This is a genomic window from Actinacidiphila sp. bgisy145, from assembly GCF_057708125.1.
In genome coordinates this window covers 20,119-45,566 of sequence record NZ_JBYIRL010000021.1, presented here as the reverse complement: position 1 = coordinate 45,566, position 25,448 = coordinate 20,119, and the positions used below count along the sequence as shown (strand labels likewise).

General features: G+C 74.4%; 22 protein-coding genes. 4 read left to right on the top strand and 18 right to left on the bottom strand.

The window, feature by feature from the left end:
* Positions 1-20 precede the first annotated feature (20 nt).
* A complete protein-coding gene (locus AC3ERT_RS19945; protein WP_435175733.1) occupies positions 21-1,211 on the bottom strand; it encodes an acyl-CoA dehydrogenase family protein in 1,191 nt (396 codons plus the stop codon).
* 65 nt (positions 1,212-1,276) lie between these two features.
* The gene (locus AC3ERT_RS19940; RefSeq protein ID WP_435175731.1) at positions 1,277-2,962 is read right to left on the bottom strand and encodes an MFS transporter; all 1,686 of its coding nucleotides are present in this window, start codon (positions 2,960-2,962) and stop codon (positions 1,277-1,279) included.
* A 396-nt stretch (positions 2,963-3,358) separates the two neighbouring features.
* Here AC3ERT_RS19940 and AC3ERT_RS19935 point away from each other — a divergent pair, with 396 nt between their 5' ends.
* Positions 3,359-4,381 carry a phosphatase PAP2 family protein gene (locus tag AC3ERT_RS19935; protein ID WP_435175729.1) on the top strand — a complete coding sequence of 341 codons (1,023 nt, stop codon included), beginning with the start codon at positions 3,359-3,361 and terminating at the stop codon, positions 4,379-4,381.
* On the opposite strand, the gene AC3ERT_RS19930 is transcribed toward AC3ERT_RS19935, so the two are convergent.
* On the bottom strand, positions 4,338-4,556 hold the full coding sequence (locus AC3ERT_RS19930) for an I78 family peptidase inhibitor (RefSeq protein ID WP_335982238.1): 219 nt from the start codon (positions 4,554-4,556) through the stop codon (positions 4,338-4,340). The genes AC3ERT_RS19935 and AC3ERT_RS19930 overlap by 44 nt on opposite strands.
* Positions 4,557-4,810: 254 nt before the next feature.
* Positions 4,811-5,686, bottom strand: a complete 876-nt coding sequence (locus AC3ERT_RS19925; RefSeq protein WP_435175727.1) for a LysM peptidoglycan-binding domain-containing protein — start codon at positions 5,684-5,686, stop codon at positions 4,811-4,813.
* 256 nt (positions 5,687-5,942) lie between these two features.
* Here AC3ERT_RS19925 and AC3ERT_RS19920 point away from each other — a divergent pair, with 256 nt between their 5' ends.
* Both AC3ERT_RS19920 and AC3ERT_RS19915 read left to right on the top strand, forming a co-directional pair.
* Entirely contained in the window at positions 5,943-6,884 is a 942-nt protein-coding gene (locus AC3ERT_RS19920) for a hypothetical protein (protein WP_435131579.1), read from the top strand.
* A gap of 218 nt (positions 6,885-7,102) precedes the next feature.
* Positions 7,103-7,468 (top strand): hypothetical protein, encoded by a 366-nt coding sequence (locus tag AC3ERT_RS19915; protein WP_435175725.1) that lies wholly within the window; start codon positions 7,103-7,105, stop codon positions 7,466-7,468.
* Positions 7,469-7,543: 75 nt separating this feature from the next.
* Here the strand turns inward: AC3ERT_RS19915 and der are convergent, their stop codons facing one another.
* The 4 genes from der to AC3ERT_RS19895 all read right to left on the bottom strand — a co-directional run bounded on the left by der (position 7,544) and on the right by AC3ERT_RS19895 (position 11,733).
* Entirely contained in the window at positions 7,544-9,001 is a 1,458-nt protein-coding gene (der, locus tag AC3ERT_RS19910; protein ID WP_335982232.1) for a ribosome biogenesis GTPase Der, read from the bottom strand.
* Positions 9,002-9,100: 99 nt separating this feature from the next.
* The gene (locus AC3ERT_RS19905; RefSeq protein WP_435175835.1) at positions 9,101-9,688 is read right to left on the bottom strand and encodes a lysophospholipid acyltransferase family protein; all 588 of its coding nucleotides are present in this window, start codon (positions 9,686-9,688) and stop codon (positions 9,101-9,103) included.
* A gap of 131 nt (positions 9,689-9,819) precedes the next feature.
* A complete protein-coding gene (cmk, locus tag AC3ERT_RS19900) occupies positions 9,820-10,497 on the bottom strand; it encodes a (d)CMP kinase (protein WP_435131577.1) in 678 nt (225 codons plus the stop codon).
* 150 nt (positions 10,498-10,647) lie between these two features.
* Positions 10,648-11,733 carry a prephenate dehydrogenase gene (locus AC3ERT_RS19895; RefSeq protein ID WP_335982229.1) on the bottom strand — a complete coding sequence of 362 codons (1,086 nt, stop codon included), beginning with the start codon at positions 11,731-11,733 and terminating at the stop codon, positions 10,648-10,650.
* Between the two features lie 311 nt (positions 11,734-12,044).
* On the opposite strand from AC3ERT_RS19895, the gene AC3ERT_RS19890 reads away from it, so the two are divergent.
* Positions 12,045-12,788, top strand: a complete 744-nt coding sequence (locus tag AC3ERT_RS19890; protein ID WP_435131576.1) for a nucleotidyltransferase domain-containing protein — start codon at positions 12,045-12,047, stop codon at positions 12,786-12,788.
* A 49-nt stretch (positions 12,789-12,837) separates the two neighbouring features.
* Here the strand turns inward: AC3ERT_RS19890 and AC3ERT_RS19885 are convergent, their stop codons facing one another.
* From AC3ERT_RS19885 to pyrG, 10 genes are all read right to left on the bottom strand, one after another.
* Positions 12,838-13,629, bottom strand: a complete 792-nt coding sequence (locus AC3ERT_RS19885) for a nucleotidyltransferase domain-containing protein (RefSeq protein ID WP_435175833.1) — start codon at positions 13,627-13,629, stop codon at positions 12,838-12,840.
* 206 nt (positions 13,630-13,835) lie between these two features.
* Positions 13,836-14,936 (bottom strand): pseudouridine synthase, encoded by a 1,101-nt coding sequence (locus AC3ERT_RS19880; RefSeq protein ID WP_335982225.1) that lies wholly within the window; start codon positions 14,934-14,936, stop codon positions 13,836-13,838.
* Positions 14,936-15,664: an SMC-Scp complex subunit ScpB gene (scpB, locus tag AC3ERT_RS19875; RefSeq protein WP_335982223.1), complete on the bottom strand. Its 729-nt coding sequence runs from the start codon at positions 15,662-15,664 to the stop codon at positions 14,936-14,938. The genes AC3ERT_RS19880 and scpB overlap by 1 nt, the downstream gene beginning before the upstream one ends.
* The gene (locus AC3ERT_RS19870) at positions 15,661-16,764 is read right to left on the bottom strand and encodes a segregation and condensation protein A (protein WP_435175723.1); all 1,104 of its coding nucleotides are present in this window, start codon (positions 16,762-16,764) and stop codon (positions 15,661-15,663) included. The genes scpB and AC3ERT_RS19870 overlap by 4 nt, the downstream gene beginning before the upstream one ends.
* A 45-nt stretch (positions 16,765-16,809) precedes the next feature.
* Complete coding sequence (locus AC3ERT_RS19865) at positions 16,810-17,442, bottom strand: hypothetical protein (RefSeq protein ID WP_335982219.1); 633 nt, start codon at positions 17,440-17,442, stop codon at positions 16,810-16,812.
* Entirely contained in the window at positions 17,427-18,518 is a 1,092-nt protein-coding gene (locus AC3ERT_RS19860) for a ParA family protein (protein ID WP_335982217.1), read from the bottom strand. Before AC3ERT_RS19860 ends, AC3ERT_RS19865 begins: the two co-directional genes overlap by 16 nt.
* Before the next feature lie 261 nt (positions 18,519-18,779).
* A complete protein-coding gene (ald, locus tag AC3ERT_RS19855; RefSeq protein ID WP_435175831.1) occupies positions 18,780-19,895 on the bottom strand; it encodes an alanine dehydrogenase in 1,116 nt (371 codons plus the stop codon).
* 256 nt (positions 19,896-20,151) lie between these two features.
* Positions 20,152-22,794 (bottom strand): tetratricopeptide repeat protein, encoded by a 2,643-nt coding sequence (locus AC3ERT_RS19850; protein ID WP_435175721.1) that lies wholly within the window; start codon positions 22,792-22,794, stop codon positions 20,152-20,154.
* A gap of 201 nt (positions 22,795-22,995) precedes the next feature.
* Positions 22,996-23,619 (bottom strand): NUDIX domain-containing protein, encoded by a 624-nt coding sequence (locus AC3ERT_RS19845; RefSeq protein WP_335982213.1) that lies wholly within the window; start codon positions 23,617-23,619, stop codon positions 22,996-22,998.
* An 87-nt stretch (positions 23,620-23,706) separates the two neighbouring features.
* The gene (gene pyrG, locus AC3ERT_RS19840) at positions 23,707-25,365 is read right to left on the bottom strand and encodes a CTP synthase (protein WP_335982331.1); all 1,659 of its coding nucleotides are present in this window, start codon (positions 25,363-25,365) and stop codon (positions 23,707-23,709) included.
* Between the last annotated feature and the right edge of the window lie 83 nt (positions 25,366-25,448).

Here is a 25,448-nt window from a genome sequence, read left to right as displayed (position 1 = left end):
CGCCTTCCGCGGGCAACGCCTCACCCGCGGAAGGCGTCGATGCCGGTGAGCGCCTTGCCGAGCACGAGTTGGTGCATCTCCACGGTGCCCTCGTAGGTCAGCACGGACTCCAGGTTGGTCGCGTGCCGCATCACCGGGTACTCCAGGGAGATGCCGTTGGCGCCCAGGATGGTGCGGGCGGTGCGGCAGATCTCGATCGCCTCGCGCACGTTGTTGAGCTTGCCGAAGCTGACCTGCTCCGGGCGCAGCGTGCCCGCGTCCATCCGCTGCCCGAGGTGGTGCGCCAGCAGGATGCCCTTGTGCAGTTCGACCGCCATGTCGGCGAGCTTCGCCTGGGTGAGCTGGAAGGCGCCGATCGGCCGCCCGAACTGCTCCCGCTCGCCCGCGTAGTCCAGCGCCGCCTCGAAACTGGCCCGGGCCGCGCCCATCGCGCCCCACACGATGCCGTAGCGCGCGTGGTTCAGGCAGCTCAGCGGGCCGCGCAGGCCGGTGACCTCGGGCAGCACCGCGTCCGCGGGCAGCCGCACCCCGTCCAGCACCAGTTCGCTGGTGACCGACGCCCGCAGGCTCCACTTGTGGCGGATCTCCGGGGCCGAGAACCCGGGGGTGTCGGTGGGGACGACGAAGCCGCGCACCCCTTCCTCCGTCGTGGCCCAGACCACGGCCACCCCGGCGACCGACCCGTTGGTGATCCACATCTTGCGGCCGTCGAGCACCCAGTCCGCGCCGTCGCGGACCGCGCGGGTGCGCATACCGGCCGGGTCGGAGCCGTGGTCGGGCTCGGTCAGGCCGAAGCAGCCGATCACCTCGCCCGCGGCCATCGACGGCAGCCAGCGCTCCTTGTGCGCGTCGGAGCCGAAGCGGTGGATGGCGTACATCGCGAGCGAACCCTGCACCGACACCAGCGAGCGGATGCCGGAGTCGGCGGCCTCCAGCTCCAGGCAGGCCAGGCCGTACTGCACCGCGCTGGCACCCGCGCAGCCGTAGCCGGTCAGCTGCATGCCGAGGGCGCCGAGGGAGCCGAGTTCACGGGCCAGTTCGCGGATCTCGGGCAGCTCGCCGCGCTCGTACCAGCCGGCCACGTGGGGCAGTACCCGGTCGGTGGCCCACCCGCGGACGGTGTCGCGCACCGCCTTGTCCTCGGCGGTGAGCAGGTCGTCGAGGCCCAGCGGGTCGCGCGGGTCGAAGGGCGCCTTCACGGCGTGGGACATCAGTGGACCTCCGGCCCGTAAAACTAGCGGTGGTCATCATCGCGGGTCGGCGCCGACGTTACGGCTCAGCCCCGGGCCCGTCCAGAGCGTACGGCGGTCGAGCGCGCCGCGACGCCGGGGGCCGCCGCCCCCGCCCCGTGCGCCGTGGCACCCTCCGCCCGGGCACCGGCGCTCTTTTCCTCCGCCCCCGCGCCCTCCGTCCGCACCGGCCACGGCAGCTCCACCGCGGCCCGTTCATCGGACCGGCCCGCACCGCCGCCCACCGCGCACTCCATCACCCGCGGCAGCCGCCGCGCCGCCCACGCGCCCGACAGCAGCAGCGCCACGCTCACCAGGAGCGTCACATGCAGGCCATGCACGAACGAGTGACGTGCGGCCGTCCGCAACGCCGTACCCCGGGCCCCGCCGACGCGTTCGGCGACGTCGTACGCGCCGCCCAGCGACTGGCCGGCCGCCGTGGTGTCGGTGGCGCTGATCCCGGAGGCGTGGGGGGCGTAGACCGCGTTCATCACACTGCCGAGCAGCGCGATCCCGAGCCCGGCACCGAGTTGGTACGCGGTCTCGCCGACCGCGGCCGCCCCGCCCGCCCGGCTGGCCGGCGCCTGGCTGAGCATCGACTCGTACGCCCCGAACAGGGTGGCCTCCAGGCCGAAGCCGAGCGCGACGAAGGCGACGGTGAGCAGCAGCGGGCGGTCCTGCTGCCCCATCGCGGTCAGCGACAGCACGGCCAGCGCCGTGAGCAGGAAGCCGCCGCCGACCATCCGGCGCGGCCCGAAGCGGGCCAGCGCCCTGGAACCGGCCAGCCCGGCCGCCATCGCGGCGAAGGTGAGCGGCAGCAGGCGCAGCCCGGTGTCCAGTGGGCTGAGGCCGAGCACGAGTTGGAGGTACTGCACCGCGATGAGCTCGAGCCCGACCAGCGCCAGCATGGCCAGCACGATGCAGCCCACCGAGGTGGAGAACGCCGCCTGGGCGAACATCCGCACATCGATCAGCGGGTGCGCCAGGCGCCGCTGCCGCCGCACGAAGTACACCAGCAGCGCCAGCCCGAGCAGCAGCGGCACCCAGACCGAGGGCTCCAGCGGGGCCGCGCCCGCCCCGAACCGCTTGACGCCGAAGACCGCGCCCAGCACGCCGAGCGCGGCGGTGGCGGCGCCGGCCACGTCCCAGGGGCCCTCGGCGCAGCCCCGCGAGGGGGGCAGCAGCAGTCGGCCGACCGGCAGCATCACGGCCATCAGCGGGATGTTGACCAGGAAGACCGAGCCCCACCAGAAGTGCTCCACGAGGAAGCCGCCGAGCACCGGGCCGACCGCCGCGCCGATGGCGGCGACCGCGCTCCACACCCCGATCGCCGTGGCGCGCTCGCGCCGGTCGGGGAAGACCTGCCGCAGGATGGACAGCGTGGCGGGCATGATCATCGCACCGCCGGCGCCGAGCAGGCCGCGGGCGGCGATCAGGACGTCGGGGGTGGGGGCGAACGCGGCCAGCCCGGAGGCGGTGCCGAAGAGCGTGTAGCCGATCAGCAGCACCCGCCGGTGGCCGATCCGGTCCCCGAGAGTGCCGAAGAGGATCAGCAGCGAGGCGGCGATCAGCGGGTAGACGTCGACGATCCACAGCAGGTCCTGGGCGCCGGGCCGTAGGTCCTCGGTGAGTGCGGGCACCGCCACGTGCAGCACGGTGGCGTCCAGTGCGACGATCAGCAGACTCGCGCACAGCACCACGAGGATGGTCCAGCGGCTGACCTGCCGCGTCATAGGCGTACCTCCACGGCCGACTCCGTGCTTCCAGGGCGGTGAGCGGCCAGCGTACGTGACCGGGCTGTGGCCGTCCTGTGCCGTCCACGGCGCCCGCCCCCCGACCGGGCGGCCAGCACGCGGGAAACCCCGAATAAATTCGAGGGAAATAAGCATCGAATAAGAACACGGCCGTGTGAGTATCGACACCCGAACATAAACTCCACGGCCTCCTCGCATTCACCTCAATCACCGTCCCCCAAAGGGGTGGTGAGACGCACTCCACATCACATCGTCATTACAGATCCGTCCGTACGGCGGTTGCACGCCATCACACGCTGTAACGTCGTTTCAGTGCGTACCGATAACGGGCCCGACCGCGCGGCCGAGCGACCGGCGAGCCGCGGCCTGCCGCGGATGAGCCGAACGCGCGTGTGGCTGTTCGGCCTCACCGTCGCCTCCTACGTAGCGATCGTCGTCGGCGTGCTCACCACCTCGAAGCTGGTGACGCTCGACTGGCAGGTCATGCTCTGGCGCCCCTACAAGCAGTGGCCGCAGATCCACGCGTTCCTGGACTACTTCGTCGTCCTCGGCCAGCGCGGCCCCACCGCCGTGATGGTGCTCGCCTGGCTGGGCTGGCGAGCCTGGCGCCACCGCACCCTGCACCCCCTGCTGGTGCTCGGCACCTCCCTGCTGCTGCTCAACATCACCGTGGGGGCCGTGAAATACGGCCTCGGCCGGCTCGGTCCGCATTACGCGACGACCGTCGGCTCCGCGGAGATGTTCGCCGGCGGCGATATATTTCCTTCCGGGCATACCGCCAACGCGGTGGTGACCTGGGGCGTACTGGCCTATCTCGCCACGACTCCGCGGGCCCGCCGCTGGGGTTCGATCGCCAGCGCGCTGCTGGCGCTCGGCGTCGGCGCGACCACCGTCTACCTCGGCACCCACTGGGTGAGCGATGTGCTGCTCGGCTGGGCGGCGGGGCTGCTGATCCTGCTGGCGCTGCCGTGGTTCGAGCCGTTCATGTCCAAGGCCGAGTACTGGCTCACCGGTGCCTGGCACCGCTTCCGCGCCCGCCGCGCCGCCCCGGGCGCGGGGACGCCGGCCGCTCCCGTCCCCGCCGGCCAGCAAAGCGGCGAGGGCGAACCGGACCGCGAGACGGTGGGCACGGCCGCCCAGGTGGCAGCGCCCTCCGGCGCACCGGCACCGGGCACAGTCGTCACCACGCCCGCACCGGTCGCCGCACCCGCGGCCTCCGCGGCGGGCTCGGCCTCAGCAGGCGGGCACTCCCCCGGCCGACCGGCCACGGTGCGCGGCGAGCGCACCCCGCCCGGCTCGGGCGGCGCCCGCCGCCGCCCGGTGGACCGGCAGATCGTGCGCCCCGTGCCGCCGCTCAGCCAAGCCAGCAGCGTTGCACGCGGCCCTCGGCCACGATGAAGTTCAGCCGCCCGAGGACGAACTCCATCGTCACCACCGTCCCGGGCGGCAGGCTGCGGACCGTAGTCCAGCCGTGGGCGCGCGCCCGGGCCTCCGCCTCGGCGGCGGGCAGCCCGAGATAGGCGTCGAGGTTGTCGTCCGGATTGCGGTCCTGGGGGTTCGGCTGCGGTCCCATGAGGGCAACGGTATTCGCTGCAATAGCCGTACGCGGTACGGCGTACGCGAACGGAACACACACCTCCCGCACAGCCCCCACACAAAAAACCATCATTTCCAGTGGTTTACCGGGCGGTCGCAAGTTAAGACGCGACACCGGACGATCGGCTCCCGCCCGCACCTGTGGGGCCGGTGGGGAATCCCACCGGCCCCACAGGGGGCGCAGGGTCAGGGCGGCCGGGGTAGCCGGAGCAGCCGGGGTGGCCGGCCGGTTCAGTTGACGGTCAGGACGGTGCCCGGCTCCAGCTCGTTCGGGTCGTCGCCGACCAGGCTCTTGTTGAGCTGGTACAGCCGCTGCCAGCCGCCGTCCACGCCGTAGGAGGCGGCGATCCCCGACAGGGTCTCGCCGGGCTGCACCGTGTGCACGAGGTGGTTGAAGCCGCTCATCCCGGCGCGCTTGGCACACACCGGCCAGGCGTTCCAGCCCTGTACCCGCAGCACCGCCTCGGCGATGTCGATCTGGTGCTGGGGCGAGGCGAGGTCGGCGCGGCGCGCGTACTTCAGCCCGCCGAACAGCTCCCAGGTGGGCTGCCAGAACTGGAGGCCGCCGTAGTAGCCGTTGCCGGTGTTGATCTGCCAGTTGCCGCTGCTCTCGCACAGGGCGATGTCGTCCCAGACCGAGCGCTGCCGGGTGAAGCTCTCCGCACGGGGCGCGGCGGGCACAGCGGCAGTGGTGGCGGCGGTGGTGGCGGTTGCGGTGGTCGCGGTGGCCGCGGCAGGGGCGACGTCGCCGGGCTGCGCCGTACCGGCCTGCGGGTCGACGGTGCGGGCCGTGTCCAGGGAGGCGGGCTGCTGGGGGGCGGGAGCCGCGGCGGCGGGCTGCGTCACCATCGGCAGCAGTGCGCAGGCGCCGAGTACGGCGGCCGCGGCGACGGCGCGCGGGCCGCGGATGCCGGCCAGGGTGATGCGGCGGATGCCGCCGAGGTGGCGCGAGCGGCGGGCGGCGGCCCATGCCTCGCCCCAGGGCGACGGGGAGGGCGACGCCTGCTCGGCGGCCCACGGGAGCGCCGCCTGCGGTGGCGCCGACGGGGATGCCGGCTGGGAGGCCGGCCGGGGTGACTGAACCGGCTGAGCTGGCGGGGCTGACATATCAGATGAGTCCGACAAGTTCGACAGTTCGATCATCGGGCCACGCTAGGCACGCCCCCGCCCCGGAACGCCGCCGCCACGGCACGCACGCCCTACACCTCACCCGGACGGCGCACGCACCCGGCGCAACCCGTATCCCGTAAACCGTGACTCCGCGCGCGGGCCGTCCGTTGTCACAGTGCGCCGGGACCCGCCCGGCGACCGGACCCCCGGCCCGCATTCGTGACCGCAGCACCGCACTTCCAAGGAGACTCCCGTGGCGCCCATGCTCGACGTGAGCGATGAGGTACGAGCCGAGATCGGCGACGAGGAGACCGACCGGCTCCTCACCGGCGAGAGCTTGCCGGGCACGTACGACTGCACGTCCTGCCGCACGCCCGGTGACAGCGGGCAGGAGCGGACCAGCACCGTGCTGTTCGTGGGCGACGAGACCGCCGTGCTGGCGTTCGCGCACGCCGCGTGCATCCCCTCGCAGGTCGTGCCGGTGTCCGAGGCCCAGTTGCAGGGCGCGGTGGCGAGCATCTCCGGCGGTGTGCCCGCGGGGCCGGGCAGCCCCGCCGGCGGTGTCCCGCCGCACAGCGCGCCGTACGGGGGACCCGAGGGCGGCGGCATGGCAGGAGGCGGCGCGGCAGGGGGCGGCACGGTGGGCGGCCAGGGCGCGGACCGGTCGGCCGCGTCCGCGGTACCGTCGGGGCCGGCCGTGCCCGACCTCGACCTCGCCCCCCGGCAGGCGGTGCTGGGCATCACCTGCGGTCTGATCATCGTGGAGGAGCAACTGCGCCCGGCGCTGGTCGTGGAGCCGACCGGACCGGTCGCCCGGGTCGGTTCCACCGGCGGTGGCGACGACTTCCTGCCGCTCCTCATCGAGCAAGGCTTCGTCCCCCAGCTCGACCTGGAGGCGCCGCCGTCGCCGCTGCCGGGCTGGTCGGTGCTGCTGGCCATGGGCAAGCTGCACGCCGTGCTCCAGCCGGGCGTGGGCGGCGGGCCGGCCGCGGCCTGGTGGCAGGCGCACCAGCCGCTCCAGGTCAGCGACGGCTGGCGGGCCGCGGTGCAGCGCGGCAACGAGGTGTACGTGTACGCCGGCCCGGCCGGTTCGATCGGCCGCCAGCCGCGCGAGGACCTGATGCGGGACGCGCTGGCCCGGGCCTGCGCGCGCGGCCAGCTGGTCGCGGCGACCATGCCGCTGTCGGGAACGTGATCAGCACATCGTCATAGCGATCACCCGGTCGGAGGGCGCGCGCGGTACGCCACGCGCGCCCTTCGCACGTCATACCGCCGCCATCGCCGCGTTGACCTGGTCAAATATCGGCAATTCAACCGCCCGGCCCGCATCCCGCCCGGCGCCGGGTCGTTGGCAGTTACGTGTACAGCTTCGACGCATCCTCCCGAGCCCCTTACCAGCGCTACATCCCGCCCATGCGCACCGCGCAGGACGGGAGCGGGTCCGGTGCGTCGAACACGCCGATCTACGACGCGCTGTACTCGGAGTACCAGCGGCTGTTCCGTACCCTCCCCGGGGACCGCAGCGGCGAGGAGTCCCTTCAGTTCAAGGGGTTCGCGGCCTGGCAGGCGGAGTACCCGCCGCTGGCGCCGGGCGGCCGGCACCGCAGCGCTCCCGGGGGCGCCGGGAGCGGCGGGGCGCACGGCTCGGGCAGCGGCACGAACGGCGGTGCGAACGGCGGTGCGAACGGGCGCGGCGGCCGGACCGGGCGGCGCGGCGGGACGAACGGGGACGGCCCGGCGGCGCTCCCCCCGGGCCGCGGCGACGACCGGAACCGGTAACGGCCGGACAGATAGCGGCCGGGCCCGGTGGTAGCGGCCCTACCGGGTCGAGCCACTACCGGCGCCGGCGCCCCGCTACTTCTTCCGGCCGCGCTTCTCCCGCACCCGCACCGACACCTGGATCGGCGTGCCCTCGAAGCCGAACTCCTCGCGCAGCCGGCGCTCGATGAACCGGCGGTAGCCCGCCTCCAGGAAGCCCGACGCGAACAGCACGAAGCGCGGCGGCTTGGTGCCCGCCTGGGTGCCGAACAGGATGCGCGGCTGCTTCCCGCCGCGGATCGGGTGCGGGTGGGCGGAGACCAGCTCGCCGAGGAAGCCGTTGAGCCGCCCGGTCGGCACCCGGGTCTCCCACCCGGCGAGCGCGGTCTCGATCGCCGGGACCAGCTTCTCCATGTGCCGCCCGGTCCGGGCCGAGACGTTGACGCGCGGCGCCCACTGCACCTGGACGAGGTCGCGCTCGATCTCGCGCTCGAGGTAGTAGCGGCGCTCCTCGTCGAGCATGTCCCACTTGTTGTAGGCGATGACGACGGCGCGGCCGGCCTCGACCGCCATCGAGATGATCCGGGTGTCCTGCTCGCTGAGCGTGTCGCTCGCGTCGATCAGGACCACCGCGACCTCGGCCTTCTCCACCGCGGCCGCGGTGCGCAGGGAGGCGTAGTAGTCGGCGCCCTCGGTGAGGTGCACCCGCCGCCGGATACCGGCGGTGTCGACGAACTTCCAGGTCACGCCGCCCAGCTCGATCAGCTCGTCGACCGGGTCGCGGGTGGTGCCGGCGATTTCGTTGACCACCACCCGGTCGCTGCCGGCCACCTTGTTCAGCAGCGAGGACTTGCCGACGTTGGGGCGGCCGATCAGCGCGATGCGGCGCGGCCCGCCCAGGGCCTCGCCGAAGGTCATCGCGGGCGCCTCGGGCAGCGCCTCCATGACGGCGTCGAGCAGGTCGCCGGTGCCGCGGCCGTGCAGCGACGAGATCGGGTACGGCTCGCCGAGCCCGAGGTTCCACAGCGCGTACGCGTCGGCCTCGCCGGAGGGGCCGTCGACCTTGTTGGCGGCGAGCACCACCGGCTTGCCGGCCCGGCGCAGCAGCTTCACCACGGCCTCGTCGGTGTCGGTGGCGCCCACCTTGGCGTCGACGACGAAGACCACCGCGTCGGCGGCGTCGATCGCGAACTCCGCCTGCGCGGCCACCGACGCGTCGATGCCGAGCACGTCCTGCTCCCAGCCGCCGGTGTCGACCAGCTTGAAGCGGCGCCCGTTCCAGTTCGCCTCATAGGTGACCCGGTCGCGGGTGACGCCGGGGCGGTCCTCCACGACGGCCTCGCGGCGGCCGATGATCCGGTTCACCAGTGTCGACTTGCCGACGTTCGGCCGGCCGACCACGGCGAGCACGGGCAGCGGCCCGTGCCCGGCGTCGGCGAGGTCGTCGGCGACCTCCTCCGGGTCGAAGCCCTCCTCCGCGGCGAGCTGCATGAACTCGGCGTATTCGGCGTCGCCGAGCGCGTCGGCGGTGCCGTGTTCGTGTCCCTGGTCCATGAGGTCTCTCCGTCGATCAGCAAGAAGTACGTGGGCGCGATCCGCCCGGTCCCGGCCGGCGGTGCGCGGTCGGCCGGGGCCGGCCGCCGTCCGCCCGGGTCAGGCCCGGCCGGTGAGCCGCCTGGCCTCGGCGAGGTGCGCGGTCAGGTGCGCCTGGATGCGTGTGGTGGCGTCGTCGAGCGCGGTACGGGTCCGCCGCCCGCTGCCGTCGCCCGCCTGGAAGGGCTCGCCGTAGACGACGTCGATCCGGGCTCCCAGCGGCGGCAGGCCGCCGACCAGCCGGCCGCGCCGGGCGCTGCCGAGCACGGCCACGGGCACGACCGGGGCGCCGGAGCGCACCGCGAAGTACGCCAGTCCGGCCCGCAGTTGCGCGAAGTCGCCCTCGCCGCGGGTGCCCTCGGGGAAGATGCCCAGCACCCCGCCCCGCTCCAGCACGCCCAGCGCGGCGGTGATCGCCCCGCGGTCGGCGCCGGAGCGGTCGACCTCGACCTGTCCGATGGCCCGCAGGAACGGGTCGAGCGGGCCGACGAACGCCTCCTTCTTCACCAGGAAGTGCAGCGGCCGCGGGCAGGTGCCGATGAGCATCGGCCCGTCGACGTTGTGGCTGTGGTTGCCCGCGAGGATGACCGGGCCGTGCGCCGGCAGCCGCCAGTCGCCGAGCACCCGGGGGCGCCACAGGCCGTTCATCAGCCCGATGCCGATGCCGCGGGCCACCGCGGCGCCTCGCGCGCTGGGCAGCGGCGACGGCTCCGACGGCTGCCGTGGGGGCGAAGGGTGCGGCGGCGGCACGGGCCGTACCGGCCGCGCCGGCTGCGTGCTCACCGCGCCGCTCGCTTCTCCCCGACCAGCGCGACGACCTGCTCGACGACCTGTTCGAGGGTCAGCTCGCTGGTGTCGACCTCTATGGCGTCGTCGGCCTTGGCCAGCGGGGAGGTCTTGCGGCCGGAGTCGGCGGCGTCGCGGCGGACCAGGGCGGCCTGGGTGTCGGCGACGGACTGGGCGCCCTTCAGCTCGCCGCTGCGGCGGGCGGCGCGCACCTCGGCGGAGGCGGTCAGGTAGATCTTGGCGGTGGCGTCGGGCAGCACCGTGGTGCCGATGTCGCGGCCCTCGACCACGATCCCGGCGGGCGCGGCGGCGGCCGCGGCGCGCTGGATCTCGACCATCCGGGTCCGTACCTCGGGCACGGCGCTGACGGCGCTGACCGCGGCGGTGACCTCCTGGCTGCGGATCGGGCCGGACGCGTCCACGCCGTCCACGGTGATCGCCGGGGCGGCCGGGTCGGTGCCGGACACGATCGCCGGCTTGCCCGCCTGGTCGGCGACGGCCGACGCGTCGTCCACGTCCACGCCGTTGGTCAGCATCCACCAGGTGATCGCGCGGTACTGCGCACCCGTGTCCAGGTAGCTGAGGCCGAGCCGGGACGCGACCGCCCGGGACGTGCTGGACTTGCCCGTGCCGGAGGGGCCGTCGATCGCGACGATCACCGGATTTGACACAGCGGGTGGCCTTCCTCGTGCACGGAAGCGGGTACGGGCGGGCCGGCGGCGCGCCGGATGCCATCCCCCAAGGTTACCGGCCCCCCGGGCGGCCCCGTGCCACCCGTGCCCCGGCGGCCCCGGGCGGGGGCGCCGGGGCGACGCGCGCTCCTACTGCCGCAGCGCCCAGCCGCGCTCGCGCAGCGCCGCCGCCAGCACGGGGGCGCTGCGCGGCTCGACGGTGAGGTGGACCAGGCCCGCCTGCTGTCCGGTGGAGTGCTCGATCCGCACGTCCTCGATGTTGACGCCCGCGGCGCCGGCGTCCGCGAAGAGCCGGGCCAGTTCGCCGGGCTGGTCGCCGATGAGCACGGAGACGATCTCGTACGGCTTGGGGGCGGCGCCGTGCTTGCCGGGGACCTTGGCGCGGCCGGCGTTGCCGCGGCGCAGGATGTCCTCGATGCCGCTCGCGCCGTCGCGCCGCTTGTCGCCGTCGGCGGACTGGAGGGCGCGCAGCGCGGTGACGGTCCCGGCGAGGTCGGTCGCGAGTTTGTCGAGGACGTCGGCGACCGGGCCGGGGTTGGCGGCGAGGATGTCCATCCACATGCCCGGCTCGGACCCGGCGATCCTGGTGACGTCGAGGATGCCCTGCCCGCACAGGCGTACGGCGGTGTCCTCGGCGTGCTCCAGGCGGGCGGCGACCATGCTGGAGACCAGTTGCGGGGTGTGCGAGACCAGCGCCACCGCGCGGTCGTGCGCGTCGGCGTCCATCACGACGGGGACCGCGCGGCACAGGGCGACCAGTTCCAGGGCGAGGTTGAGCACCTCGGTGTCGGTGCCGGCGGTGGGGGTGAGCACCCAGGGGCGGCCCTCGAAGAGGTCGGCGCTGGCGGCCAGCGGGCCGGAGCGCTCCCGCCCGGCCATCGGGTGGGTGCCGATGTAGCGGGTGAGGTCGCAGCCCAGCGCGTCCAGCTCCCGGCGCGGGCCGCCCTTGACGCTGGCGACGTCCAGGTAGCCGCGGCCCAGGCCGTCACCGATCGCGTCCGCGAGGGTCGCGGCCACGTGCGCGGGCGGCACCGCGACGACCACCAGGTCCACCGGCCGCGGCGGCTGCCCGGCGCTCCCGGCGCCGAGCGCCTCGGCGGTGCGGGCGGCAGATTCGTCGTAGTCCGTCAGATAGACGTCGACCCCGCGGCCGCTGAGTGCGAGCGCGGCCGATGTGCCCATCAGGCCGGTTCCGATGACGAGGGCGGTCCTCACGAAAGGGTGTCCTTGCGGGTACGAGGGGCGGGTACGAAGGGAGTACGGGGGCCGGGTACGGGGGGCTGCGGCCCGTACGGGACCGCGGGCCGGCAGGTGGCGGTCCGCGTCCAGCGTAGCCAGCCGCGCGGGGGCGGCGCGGCGCCGACCGCGGGCCGAGACGGGGCCGGGACGGACGGGGCCGGACCGCGAGGCGCCCGGCACCCCGCGGCGGCCCCGCGCGCACCATCCGCCCCGCAGCGCCACCGCCGACCCGCGGGGAACACGGAAAGCCGCCCGCGCGAGCCGACCGGATGGCCATAATCGCCCTCATGCACGCATCGCTCGGGGACGACGTGGGACACCGACTGGTCACGGACCACACGGTCTACGCGTGCGTGATGGGCTCGCGCGCCTTCGGGTTGGCCACGGACGGCAGCGACATCGACCGGCGCGGGGTGTTCCTGGCGCCGACCCCGCTGTACTGGCGGCTGGACAAGCCGCCCACCCATGTCACCGGACCGCTGGACGAGCAGTTCTCCTGGGAGCTGGAGCGGTTCTGCGTGCTCGCGCTGCGCGGCAACCCGAACATCCTGGAGTGCCTGCACTCCCCGCTTGTCGAGCACGCCGACGCGACCGGCCGCGAACTGCTCGCGCTGCGCGACGCGTTCCTCTCCCGCCGCGCCGAGGCGTCCTTCCGCGGCTACGCCGTGCAGCAGCTCGGCAAGCTGGAGGCCGACCTGCGCACCCAGGGCCGGCCGCGCTGGAAGCACGGCATGCACCTGCTGCGGCTGCTGCTGAGCTGCCGCGACCTGGTCCGGACCGGCCGGCTCGACATCGACGCGAGCGAGCACCGCGACCGGCTGCTGGCGGTCCGGCGCGGCGAGCTGGGCTGGGACGAGCTGCGGGCGTGGGTGCGCGCGCTCAACGAGGAGATCGACGCGGCCGCCGCCCGCACCCCGCTGCCGGACGAGCCGGACGTCGCGCGCGTCGAGGACTTCCTGATCCGTGTGCGCGCCGCGTCCGCCGCCTCGGCGCCTGCGCCGCTGCTCCCGGCCACGACGCGGGTCCCGTGACGGAACGCGGCCCGCGTGAGGTGACGCGGCCCGGGTGACGGGCCCGGCCTCAGACGGCCGCCTCGCGGGTGCGGACGACCAGGTGGTGCAGCGCGTCCTCGGCGCTCGGGCGGTCCGGCAGCCGGGAGGCGTCCTGCGCGGTGGTCAGGGTCTCGTGCAGGGCCGCCACGTCGGCGCTGAGGCGTTCGGCGGGGAAGTCGGGGGTGGGCCCGTGCTCGGCCTCGGCCTTGGCGGCGATCAGGTCGGGCAGGTAGGCGGGCGCTTCCGGGACCTCCGCGGACAGAGTGGGCAGGTGGGCCAGCACCTGGCCGGTGCGCATGAGGTGGATGCCGGTGAGCAGGCCCCGGAAGGTGTACAGCAGCGGCTTGAGTTCGCCGTTCTTGGCGTGCAGCCGCCATTGGGTGGTGGCGAGGCCGCGGTAGTGGTGGGCGTGGCCGGCGGTGATCACGCCGGGGGCCAGCGCGGTGAGTCCGGCGTGGGCGGCGGTGGTGTGGACGACCAGCGGTGAGAGCAGCTGCTCCAGTACGTAGCCGTTGCGGCGCAGCATCAGCCGGGCGAACTTCAGCAGGTCGTGGGTGACCAGGTCCAGGTCGAGGCCGTCGCGCTGCCACATCCGGGTCCGCGTCGCCTCGCCCTCGCGCAGCCCGATCACCTCGCGCAGGCGCAGCAGGTGCACCCCGCGCAGGTCCACGTCGGAGTCGCGGGAGGGGAAGCCGTACAGGTGCGCGCCGGAGACGGTGGCGAAGAGCAGCTCGGGGCCGCTGCCGAGCAGTTCGGCGACGGCGGGCGCGAGGTCGGGCACCTGTGCGGCGGCGAGCGTCGCGAGGGAGGTGACGGGCACGCCGGCGGACGGGGCGGTGGCGGCCGTGGCACGGGGCGCGGCGGTGGCGGAGGACGCGGGAGGTACGGTCACGCGTCCATCCAAGCCGCGGGCGGGTACGGCTGTCGAGGCGGTTCCGACAGGCGCGCGGGCCGGACGCGGCGGCCACCGGTAAGTGGCCGCCGCCAGGATGCCGGCCCTTACCGGGAGGCCGCCGCCCCCGCCTGCTACAGGTCGACCTCGCGCATGAGCATGCCGACCTCGGTGTTGGTCAGGCGGCGCAGCCACCCGGACTTCTGGTCGCCGAGCGGGATCGGCCCGAAGCTGGTGCGCACCAGCTTGTCGACGGGGAAGCCCGCCTCGGCCAGCATGCGGCGCACGATGTGCTTGCGGCCCTCGTGGAGAGTCACCTCGACCAGGTAGTTCTTGCCGGTGTTGTGCACGATCCGGAAGTGGTCGGCGCGCGCCCAGCCGTCCTCCAGTTCGATGCCGCTCTTGAGCTGCTTGCCCAGGTCACGGGGCAACGGGCCCTGGATCGCGGCGAGGTAGGTCTTCTGCACGCCGTAGCGCGGGTGGGTCAGCCGGTGGGCCAGCTCGCCGTGGTTGGTGAGCAGGATCAGGCCCTCGGTCTCGGTGTCGAGCCGGCCGACGTGGAAGAGCCGGGTGTCGCGGTTGGTGACGTAGTCGCCCAGGCACTGCCGCCCGTCGGGGTCCTCCATCGTGGAGACGACACCGGCCGGCTTGTTGAGCGCGAAGAACAGGTACGACTGGGTGGCGACGGTCAGCCCGTCGACCTTCACCTCGTCGTGGTCGGGGTCGACGCGCATGCCCTGCTCGGTGACGATCTCGCCGTTCACCTCGACCCGGCGCTGCTCGATCAGCTCCTCGCAGGCGCGGCGCGAGCCCATGCCGGCCCTGGCCAGCACCTTCTGGAGCCGCTCGCCCTCCTGCTCGGCGCCGGGGAACGTCTTGGGCGTCCGGATCTGCGGCTTGCTGTGCCGCTCGCGGTTGCGCTCCTCGATCTGGGCGTCGAGCTCGCGCGGGCGGGCCGGGACCGGCTTGCGGCCGCGGTTGCCGGTCGGCCGGGCCCCGGGCTTCGCGCCGCCCGCGTCCTTGGTGCGCGGCATTCCGCCGGGCTTGTTCGCGCCGGACTGCCCGGTGGCGCCCACGTCGTAGCGGCGCTCCTCCGGACGCGGCTTGCGGGGGCGCTCGGGCTTGTCGGCGCGCCGGCCGCCCGAAGAACCGCCGGAAGAGCCGCCGGCGGGCCCGCCGCCACTGCCGCCGCGGGGTTTCCGGTTGCCGCCGCTGTTCCTGTCGCTGCTTCGCATCAAGGTTCCGTAATCGAGGTGTTCGAGGTGTTCGACATGTTCGAGGTCGTCGGTGGATCGTCCGGGGCGTCCGGGTCGAAGGACGGGAGCCCTTCCGCGGACTCCGCCTCGACCGCTTCCGCCTCCGGCAGGAACGGGGCGAGCTCGGGCAGCTCGTCGAGGCTGCGCAGGCCCATGCGTTCCAGGAAGTAGTTCGTCGTCGTGTACAGGATCGCACCTGTCTCGGGTTCCGTCCCACCTTCGGCCACCAGCCCGCGCTGGAGCAGGGTGCGCATGACCCCGTCGCAGTTGACCCCGCGCACCGCCGAGACCCGGGACCGGCTGACCGGCTGCCGGTAGGCGACCACGGCCAGCGTCTCCAGCGCGGCCTGGGTCAGCCGGGCGTGCTGGCCGTCCAGTACGAAGCTCTCCACCGCCGCGGAGAAGCCCGGGCGGGTGTAGAACCGCCAGCCGCCCGCGACCAGCCGCAGGTCGAAGCCCCGGCCCTCGCGGGTGTAGTCGTCGGACAGCTCGCGCAGCGCCTTGCCCACCGCCCGCCGCGGCCGGCCCAGCACCTTCGCCAGGTGCTCCTCGGTCGCGGGCTCGTCCACCACCATGAGCACCGCCTCCAGCGCCGGCTTCAGCTCCAGCTCGGCGGTCTCGGCGGCGAGCAGCCCCGCGGGGGCGGCCGCACCGTCGGCGGCGGGGGTGCCCGCGGCGCCCCGCGTGAGGTCGGTCACGTCGGTCATCCCTGCTCTCCCTTCCCGGCCGCGCCGGGGTCGGCGGCGGCGCCGGCGGTACGCCCGCCGGTGCCGCGGGAGTCCGCCGCCGCGGCCTCCTGGTCGAACTCGTCGGTCACCAGCGGCGCCGCGTCCCGCGCCGCACCCGTCCAGCGCACCTGGAGCGCGCCCAGCGCCTCTTCCTGGTCCAGGGCCACCGCCTTCTCCCGGTACAGCTCCAGCAGCGCCAGGAAGCGCGCCACGACCGTGAGGGTGTCGGCCGCGTCGGCGGTCAGCTCGCCGAAGCTGGCCGCGCCGCGCTCCCGCAGCAGCGCGATCACATGCTCGGCCTGCTCCCGCACGCTGACCAGCGGTGCGTGGATGTGGTCCACGTACACCTGCGGCTTCGGCTTGGGCTGCATCGCCTTCACCGCCAGCTGCGCGAACCGCTCCGGGCCGATGCTCAGCACCACCTCCGGCAGCAACTCCGCGTGCTGCGGCTCCAGTCCGACGGTGCGCGGGTGGCGCAGCGCCTCCTGCTCCAGCCGCTCCGCGAAGATCGCGGCGATCTGCTTGAACGCGCGGTACTGGAGCAGCCGGGCGAAGAGCAGGTCCCGCGCCTCCAGCAGCGCGAGGTCGGCCTCGTCCTCCACCTCGGCGGCGGGCAGCAGCCGGGCCGCCTTCAGGTCCAGCAGCGTGGCCGCGACGACCAGGAACTCCGTGGTCTGGTCGAGGTCCCAGTCCGCGCCCATCGCGCGCAGGTGCGCCATGAACTCGTTGGTGACCTTCGACAGGGCGATCTCGGTGACGTCGAGGCGGTGCTTCGCGATCAGCTGCAACAGCAGGTCGAACGGCCCCTCGAAGTTCGCCAGCCGCACCGTGAACCGGTCCCCGCCACCCTCGGGTTCGCTCCCCTCGGGCCCGTCGGCGGCCACCTCCGCGGGTGCGTCCTCCGCCACCTCCGCGGGTGCGTCCTCCGCTGCCTCCGCAGCCACCTCCACGGTCACGTCCGCGGCCGCGCCCTCTGCTTCGTCCGCCGCCTGTTCCGGCGCAGGGGCCGGTTCCGCCGCTGCTGCTGCGGCTGCGCCGCGTCCGAGGCTGCGGCGGGGGGTGGCGGGTGAGGTAGGCATCGCCAGCAGGCTACTCGCCGTGGCCGGGGCGGTCCCGTCGGCGCGTCAGCGCCCTCTGAGGCGGCGGACGAGAATGCTCGCGTCGCCGCGCGACTCCAGATCCGCCAGGACGACGGCGACCGCCTCGCGGACGATCCGGCCGCGGTCGATGGCGAGCCCGTGCTCGCCGCGCAGCACCAGCCGGGCGTGCTCCAGGTCCATCAGCTCCTCCGCGGAGACGTAGACCGTGATCTTCTCGTCGTGGCGCTCGCGCCCGCTGGGCCGGCGGTTCTGCCGGGGCGCCTTGCGCCGTGCGGGCGCGGCGGGTTGGGGTGTCGCCGTGATCGGCGGCGGGGTGGGCTTGCCCGGAGTGACGGTCGCGGTCGCCCCGGGCGCCGGGGCCGTCGCGGCGGCCTGGACGGCGCCGCCGCGCTCCGGGGTGCGCTCCCCGGGCGCCGGGCGGCGCTGCCCGGGCGGCACCGTACGGGCGCCGTCCCGACCGGTGTGCTCCTCACCGGGCGCGGACCCGTTCGGTGCGGGGGCGGCGGGCGCGGCGCCGCTGCCCGGCGCGCCGGGGCCGCCGGGCCGTGCGTCGGTGTCCGCCTCGGCGCCGTGCGGCGGCGAGGGTGCCTGGAGCGACGCCCCGCCGGTGGTCCGGAACAGTTCGTCGGCGCCCGGCAGACTCACTCGGCGTGGCACCGGGCGAGCACCTCCCTGGCGAGTTGGCGATATGCGGCGGCACCCACGGAGTTGGACGCGTACGTGGTGATCGGCTCGCCGGCCACGGTGGTCTCCGGGAAGCGCACGGTGCGGCCGATGACGGTGTGGAAGACGTGGTCGTCGAACGCCTCGACCACCCGGGCCAGCACCTCGCGGCTGTGCACGGTGCGCGAGTCGTACATCGTGGCGAGGATGCCGTCGAGCTCCAGCTCGGGGTTGAGCCGCTCGCGGACCTTCTCGATGGTCTCGGTGAGCAGCGCGACCCCGCGCAGCGCGAAGAACTCGCACTCCAGCGGCACGATCACCGAGTGCGCCGCGGTGAGCGCGTTGACGGTGAGCAGGCCGAGCGAGGGCTGGCAGTCGATGACGATGTAGTCGTAGTCGGACATCAGCGGCTTGAGGGCGCGCTGGAGCGCGGACTCGCGGGCCACCTCGCTGACCAGCTGCACCTCGGCGGCGGACAGGTCGATGTTGCTGGGCAGCAGGTCCATGCCGGGGACGGCGGTCTTCAGCAGCACCTCGTCGGGGGCCAGGCCGCGTTCCATCAGCAGGTTGTAGACGGTGATGTCGAGTTCCATCGGGTTGACCCCGAGGCCGACCGACAAGGCGCCCTGCGGGTCGAAGTCGACGAGCAGCACCCGACGGCCGTACTCGGCGAGCGCGGCACCCAGGTTGATGGTCGAGGTGGTCTTGCCGACCCCGCCCTTCTGGTTGCACATCGCGATGATCTTCGCCGGGCCGTGGTCGGTGAGCGGGTTCGGGATCGGGAAGTACGGCAGCGGGCGGCCGGTGGGGCCGACGCGCTCGCGGCGCTGCCGGGCGGCGTCGGGCGCGAGCGTGGCCGCGTACTCCGGGTCCGGCTCGTACTCGGCGTCCGGGTCGTAGAACTGACCGTCTTGCAGGTCGTGGTCGTCGTCGTAAGGAGCCATGGCGTAACCGGGGAGCGTCTCCGTGGTCGTCGTCTCGGGCCGGCGGGAATCGAAGGTACGGACCGCAACCGAACCGACGGTCGTTCCTGGTTGACCACCCCCGGGAGCAAATGTCGACTCATTCACAAGTCGTCTTACCTCCTTGGTGACCAGGAAACTTCTAGATAGGTCAGCGTGACTACAGCCGACGTTTCGCGACTCTATGGCGTGTCGGTGGTTCGCAGCAACACAATCCGCCGGACACGGCACGATGTGTCGGGAACGGAACACCCCTCTGTCAAGGGCGTAACCACGCGGACGGCGGGGTCTCGATGGACAAGACCCCGCCGTGGGCGCGCAGTTGGCACCGGCCGTGCGCGCGTGACGTTTCTTCGCACGCGCGGGCGGTCAGCCCAGCACGGTGTGCAGGTCAGCGGCGGTCAGGCCGTGCGCCTCGGCGACGGACCCGTAAACGACCTGCCCCTCATAGGTGTTGAGGCCGAGCGCGAGGGCCGCGTCGCGCCGCAGCGCCTCGCGCCAGCCGCGGTTCGCCAGTTCGACGATGTAGGGCAGCGTCACGTTGGTGAGCGCGTACGTCGAGGTGTTGGGCACCGCGCCGGGCATGTTGGCCACGCAGTAGAAGACCGAGTCGTGGACGGCGAAGGTCGGTTCGGCGTGCGTGGTGGGGCGGGAGTCCTCGAAGCAGCCGCCCTGGTCGATCGCGATGTCGACAAGTACCGATCCCTGCTTCATCCGGGAGACCAGGTCGTTGGTGACCAGCTTCGGCGCCTTGGCGCCGGGCACCAGCACCGCGCCCACGACCAGGTCGGCGTCGAGGACGGCCTGCTCCAGCGCGAGGGCGTTGGAGGTGACGGTCTGCACGCGGTTGCCGAACACCTTGTCGGCCTCGCGCAGTTTGTCGACATCCTTGTCCAGCAGGGTGACGTGGAAGCCGAGGCCGAGCGCGATGGTGGTGGCGTGCCAGCCGGAGACGCCGGCGCCGATCACCACGGCGCGGCCGGACTTCACCCCGGGCACCCCGCCGGGCAGCACCCCGCGGCCGCCGGCCGAGCGCATCAGGTGGTAGGCGCCGACCTGCGGGGCGAGCCGCCCGGCGACCTCGGACATCGGGGCCAGCAGCGGCAGCCGGCGGCCGGGGGTCTCGACCGTCTCGTACGCGATGGCGGTGGTGCCGGAGGCCAGCAGCGCGTCGGTGCAGGCGCGGGAGGCGGCCAGGTGCAGATAGGTGAACAGGACCTGGTCCTTGCGCAGCCGGTGGTACTCCTCGGCGACCGGCTCCTTGACCTTCAGCAGCAGGTCCGCGGCGCCCCACACCTCGTCGGCGCCGCCGAGCACGGCCGCGCCCGCCGACAGGTACTCCTCGTCGGGGATCGACGAGCCGGCCCCGGCGCCCTGCTCGACGACGACCTCGTGGCCGTGCCGGACGAGCTCATGGACGCCGGCCGGGGTGATGGCCACGCGGAACTCGTTGTTCTTGACCTCGCGGGGGATGCCCACCTTCACGTCGATCACGGTCCTTGCACTGAGGAGGGAGGTTCGGGAGAGGGTGCGCCCACACGTCCGGTGTCCGGACATGCGGCGGCATCGCGCGACACTCCGGACCTGACCGGCTTGTGTGCGGCGAAACTCAGTCTAGTGAAGGAAGAGCCGCTGTCCAGCCTTACAAAGTGGTGGGTTCAGCGGAGAGCATTGGCAGTTTCGTAGGCTGGTCACGTCCAGATGACGCCGTTGTTACGCCCGGCTGTGGGCAGCGCGCGGGTCAGAACGCCGGGCGCTCGCCGGCGCGCAGCAGGCGGCGGGCGGCGGCGCGCTGGAGGTCGGCGCCCCCGGTGTCGCCAAGGTGCTGGAGCGCGTCGGCCAGCCGCAGCAGCACGGCGGCCTCCAGCCGCCGTTCGCCGACCTGGCGGGCGTAGTACAGCGCGTCGCGGCAGGTGCGCAGGGCGTCCTCGGGCAGCCCGGCGTACTCCTGGACCCGGGCCGCCTCGGCCAGCGCCCGGGCCTGCGCGCCCACGTCGCCGAGGCGGCGGTGCACCCCGGCGGCCGCGCGCCACTCGCGCAGCGCGGGGCCGTGGCTGCCCTGGTACGTCAGGACCGCGCCGATCCGGGCGTGCAGCCGCGCCTGGTCGGCGAGTTCGCCGCGGCCCTGGCGCAGGGCGAGCGCGCGGCCGAACCAGTCGCCGGCCCGGGAGAGGTCGCCGAGTTCGAGGTGGCAGCCGCCGATCGCCTCCAGCACCCGTCCCTCGGCGCCGCTGTCGTCGGCGGCGCGGGCGGCTTGCAGCGCGTCGCGGTAGGCGGTGACGGCCTGTTCGGTGCGGCCCGCCTCCGCGTCGAGGTCGGCGAGGTTGATCAGCGCGGCGGCCCGCTCGCGCGGCAGGCGGCGGCGCTCGGCGACGGTCAGCGCCAGGGTGTGCAGTTCGTAGCGGTCGGCGCGGGTGCCGGGGCCGCGGCTTCCGCCGGCCGGCCCGGGCGCGGCGGCGGGCAGGGCGAGCAGTGCGCGGACCAGCGCGGCGACCAACCGGCGGGCGAGGGTGTCGAGTTCGCCGTCGGCCACCGCGGCGCGGGCGGCGGCCATCAGTGCCGGGCGGCGGGCCAGCAGCCAGCCGGCCGCGGCGGCGGGCGAGGCGAACCGGACGGTGGCCGGCAGCGCGTCCGTGCCGCCCTCGCGCGCCAGTGCCGCCCGGCATGACTCCAGCAGCCTTACGGTCCGCTCCAGCATCCGCGCCCGGGCCAGCCGGATGTCCTGCGGGCGGTCGCTGCCGGCCAGCAGGGCCCGCAGCAGCTCTTCGAGGCAGCCGGGCACCCGGTACAGCCCGTCGGCGGGGCCGCGCACCAGCAGCGCGGCGTCGGCCAGGCCGGCGAGGGCGCGCTCGGCGGCGTCCACCGCGCAGCCGGCCAGCGCGGAGGCGACCTGGGCGTCGATGCTGCCGGCCGGGGCGAGCACGAGGCTGCGCAGCAGGCGGGCGACCGGCGCCGGGAGGATGCCGTACGCGGCCCGGAAGGCCCGCAGCAGCTCGGGCGGAGCGCTGGGGCGGCGTACGGGGCCGGGCTGTTGGGGAGCCGCGCCGCCGCCCTCCTCGGCCGGGCCCGGGCCGTCCGGGGCGGGCGCCGGGGCCGGGGCCGGGGGTGCCGGCGGGGCGGCAGGGGCGGGCGGGGTGCCGGGGAGGGCGCGCAGCCGCGCGGTCGCCTCGGACAGCGGCATGCGCGGCTGGGCCGCGAGCCAGGCGGCGGCCAGCCGCAGCGCGGTGGGGTGCCCGGCCAGTTCCTGGACGAGTGCCTCGGCGGCCCGCGGGTCGTTGGTCAGGCGGGTGCGGCCGGTGGTGTGGGCGATCAGTGTCAGGGAGGCGGGGGCGTCCAGGCCGCCGAGGGCGCAGGGGCGGACGTCGGGGACGCCGGTCAGCGGGCCGTCCGCGGTCGCCACGACCAGGCTGCCGGGCGCGTCGGGCAGCAGCGCGGCGAGCTGGTCGGCGCGTGCCACGTCGTCGAGGACCAGCAGCAGGCGGCGCCCGGCGGTTGCCTTGCGCAGCGCGGCCACCGGGTCCTCGGCCGGTTCGGCGCCGCCGCTGCCGGGCGACGGCTGCCCGGGCACCGCGGGGCGGGCGGCGGGGGGCACCCGGGCGGCCAGGGCCCCCAGTAGCGCGCGGGCGACTCTCTCGGCGGGCACGGGTTCGCCGTCCGTGCCGGTGAGCCGCGTGAAGAAGCGGCCGTCGGGGTAAGCCGCCGCGACCTCCCGGGCGAGCTTCACCGCCACCTCGGTGCGACCGGCGCCGGGCCGGCCGACCACCAGCAGCACCCGGCCGCGGTCCGGCTGTTTCCGGCCCGCCGCGGCAAGCCCGGGCCGTACGATGTCGGCCCGCAGCTGGGCGAGTTCGCGCTCCCGGCCGGTGAAGTACGGTGCCGGCTCGGGCAGTGGGCGCACCACGGCGCCGCTGTCCGGTTCGGTGGCCGGCGGGGCCTGGGGCGGTGCCGCGGCGGGCGGGTGCGGGGGCCGCGGCGGGGCCGCTGGGGCCGGAACGGGTGCGGCCGCGGTCGCCGTGTGCGTGCCGGGCCGGGGCCGTACGGCGCGGGCCTCGGCACTGCCGTCCGGTGCGGCCCCGGGCGCCGGCTCGGGCGCCCGGGCGGGCGGCCTCGGCAACTGGACCCGCGCTTCGCCCGGCTCGGCCCCTTCCGCCGCCGGTCGCGGCCCCTCCGGCGCCTCGGGCTCTCCGGCGGACTCCTCAGCCTCTCCGGCCGCCTCGGCCTCTTCCGCCGCCGGTTCGGCGTCCTCCCCGGGCAGCTCGCGTCCCCGCGCGGCCGCACCCTCTTCCGGGTCCGGGTCGGGCGTGCGCTCGGGGTCCGCGGGGCGGCCGGTCTCGCCGGTGTTCCCCGCAGGGGACCGCCACGGGTCGAGGGCCTGGTCCGGCACGGGCGCGCTCCCGGAGGTGAGGTGGTGCCCCGGGAAGGGGGCGCGTCGAGCCTAGTTCACGCCGGGCCCCACGCCCCCGGGCCCGTGGCCGACGGCGGCGCCAATGATCACCCTTTCAGATCACCCCGCGCCCTCGGACCGCTGCCCTTCACACCCCGTTTCCCGCATCCTGCTCCCTGCTCTCTGCCGCGGACGGCTCCGCTACGCGGTGAACGGCCGCGCCGGCCACGGCGCCTCGGCCGGCCGCAGGGCGTCCAGCCCGCCGGAGGCGATCGCCGCGTTGAGCGCGAGCACCCCGACCACCAGGCAGCTGTTGTGGAGTTCGCCCGCCAGCACCGCCTGGACCAGCTCGGCCAGCGGCACCCGCGCGTACTCCAGGTCGGCCTCCTCCTCGCTGACCGCGAAGCGCTCGCCGTCCGCGTCGGAGACGCCGCGGGCCAGGAAGACCCGCACCGCCTCGTCGGAGCCGCCGGGGCTGGTGTAGATGTCGGCGAGCACCCGCCAGTCCTCGGCCTTGGCGTGCGCCTCCTCGTACAGCTCGCGCTGGGCGGCGTGCAGCGGGTTCTCACCGGGGATGTCGAGCAGCCCGGCGGGGATCTCCCACAGCTTCTGCCGGACCGGGTGCCGGTACTGCTTGAGCACCAGGACGCGGTCGGCGTCGTCGAGGGCGAGCACCGCGACCGAGCCGGGGTGGACCTGGTAGTCGCGGCTGGCCGTGGAGCCGTCGGGCATCACCACGTGGTCGGTGCGCACACCGGTCTTCTTGCCGGTGAACGGCGTGGCGGTGGCCGTGACCTGCCACTCCTGCGGGGTGTCCTGGAGCATGCTGCGCCTTCCGGGATGTCAGGGAGTCGGATCACCGCCGGCGTACGGGGACGCCGGCGGGGAGTCGGCGGGGACGCCGGTGGGGCGTCAGCGCTTCGCCTGGGCGGCGACCGCGGCCTTGACCAGGCCGGCGAAGAGCGGGTGCGGCCGGGTGGGGCGCGACTTCAGCTCCGGGTGCGCCTGGGTCGCCACCAGGTACGGGTGCACCTCGCGCGGGTACTCGACGTACTCCACCAGCTTGTCGTCGGGCGAGGTGCCGGAGAAGACCAGGCCGGTCTTCTGCTCCAGCTCGGCCCGGTAGGCGTTGTTCACCTCGTAGCGGTGGCGGTGGCGCTCTTCGACGCGGGGCCGGTCGCCGTAGACCTCGCGGACGATGGAGCCCTCGGCGAGCTGCGCGGGGTAGGTGCCCAGGCGCATGGTGCCGCCGAGGTCGCCCTTGCCGTCCACGATGTCGAGCTGCTCGGCCATGGTGGAGATCACCGGGTGGGGGGTGGCCGGGTCGAACTCGGTGGAGTTGGCGTCGGCGATCCCGGCGAGGTTGCGGGCGGCCTCGATCACGATGCACTGGAGGCCCAGGCACAGGCCGAGCAGCGGGATGCGGTTCTCGCGCGCGTAGGTGATGGCGCGGACCTTGCCCTCCACACCGCGGTCGCCGAAGCCGCCGGGCACGCACACCGCGTCGACGCCGGCGAGCTGCGCGGCGGCGCCGGCCGGGGTCTCGCAGTCGTCGGAGGCGACCCACTTGACGGCGACGCGGGCGTTGTTCGCGAAGCCGCCGGCCCGGATCGCCTCGGTGACCGACAGGTAGGCGTCGGGCAGGTCGATGTACTTGCCGACCAGGGCGACGGTGACCTCGTGGGCGGGTTCGTGCACCCGCTTGAGCAGGTCGTCCCACTGGGTCCAGTCCACGTCGCGGAAGGGCAGGTCCAGGCGGCGCACCACGTAGGCGTCCAGGCCCTCGGTGTGCAGGACCTTGGGGATGTCGTAGATGGAGGGGGCGTCGATCGCGGCGACCACCGCGTCCTCGTCGACGTCGCACATCAGGGAGACCTTGCGCTTGATGGCGGTGGGCACCTCGCGGTCGGCGCGCAGCACGATCGCGTCGGGCTGGATGCCGATGTTGCGCAGGGCGGCCACCGAGTGCTGGGTCGGCTTGGTCTTCAGCTCGCCGGACGGGCCGATGTAGGGCAGCAGGGAGATGTGCACCACGAAGACGTTGTCGCGGCCGACCTCGTGGCGGACCTGGCGCACCGACTCCAGGAAGGGCAGCGACTCGATGTCGCCGACGGTGCCGCCGACCTCGGTGATGACCACGTCGACGTCCTCGCCGGCCATCCGCCGGATACGGGACTTGATCTCGTTGGTGATGTGCGGGATGACCTGGACGGTGTCGCCGAGGTACTCCCCGCGCCGCTCCTTGGCGATCACCGTGGAGTAGACCTGGCCGGTGGTGACGTTGGCCGAGCCGGCGAGGTTCACGTCCAGGAAGCGCTCGTAGTGGCCGATGTCGAGGTCGGTCTCGGCGCCGTCGTCGGTGACGAAGACCTCACCGTGCTGGAACGGGTTCATCGTGCCCGGGTCCACGTTCAGGTACGGGTCGAGCTTCTGCATGGTGACGCGCAGGCCGCGTGCCTTGAGCAAGGCGCCGAGGCTGGAGGCGGTGAGCCCCTTGCCCAGCGACGAGGCCACCCCGCCGGTGACGAAGATGTGCTTGGTCGTCGTGGATTTCGGCGCACTGTTCAGCAATGAGGCCAAGAGGGGGCTCCCGTGGTCGCGAGGTGAGTGTCGGGCGGCGCTCGGGTCTGGCGCGCCGCCGCGGCGGTTCAGTG

Excerpts from the sequence above, each read along its gene's own strand:
- AC3ERT_RS19880 (WP_335982225.1), bottom strand. The coding sequence starts at position 14,936 with ATGCGAAGCAGCGACAGGAACAGCGGCGGCAACCGGAAACCCCGCGGC.
- AC3ERT_RS19915 (WP_435175725.1), top strand. The coding sequence starts at position 7,103 with ATGCGCACCGCGCAGGACGGGAGCGGGTCCGGTGCGTCGAACACGCCG.
- der (WP_335982232.1), bottom strand. The coding sequence starts at position 9,001 with ATGGACCAGGGACACGAACACGGCACCGCCGACGCGCTCGGCGACGCC.
- AC3ERT_RS19945 (WP_435175733.1), bottom strand. The coding sequence starts at position 1,211 with ATGTCCCACGCCGTGAAGGCGCCCTTCGACCCGCGCGACCCGCTGGGC.
- AC3ERT_RS19890 (WP_435131576.1), top strand. The coding sequence starts at position 12,045 with ATGCACGCATCGCTCGGGGACGACGTGGGACACCGACTGGTCACGGAC.
- AC3ERT_RS19935 (WP_435175729.1), top strand. The coding sequence starts at position 3,359 with ATGAGCCGAACGCGCGTGTGGCTGTTCGGCCTCACCGTCGCCTCCTAC.
- AC3ERT_RS19870 (WP_435175723.1), bottom strand. The coding sequence starts at position 16,764 with ATGCCTACCTCACCCGCCACCCCCCGCCGCAGCCTCGGACGCGGCGCA.
- AC3ERT_RS19930 (WP_335982238.1), bottom strand. The coding sequence starts at position 4,556 with ATGGGACCGCAGCCGAACCCCCAGGACCGCAATCCGGACGACAACCTC.
- AC3ERT_RS19905 (WP_435175835.1), bottom strand. The coding sequence starts at position 9,688 with ATGAACGGCCTGTGGCGCCCCCGGGTGCTCGGCGACTGGCGGCTGCCG.
- scpB (WP_335982223.1), bottom strand. The coding sequence starts at position 15,664 with ATGACCGACGTGACCGACCTCACGCGGGGCGCCGCGGGCACCCCCGCC.
- AC3ERT_RS19925 (WP_435175727.1), bottom strand. The coding sequence starts at position 5,686 with ATGTCAGCCCCGCCAGCTCAGCCGGTTCAGTCACCCCGGCCGGCCTCC.
- AC3ERT_RS19940 (WP_435175731.1), bottom strand. The coding sequence starts at position 2,962 with ATGACGCGGCAGGTCAGCCGCTGGACCATCCTCGTGGTGCTGTGCGCG.
- AC3ERT_RS19845 (WP_335982213.1), bottom strand. The coding sequence starts at position 23,619 with ATGCTCCAGGACACCCCGCAGGAGTGGCAGGTCACGGCCACCGCCACG.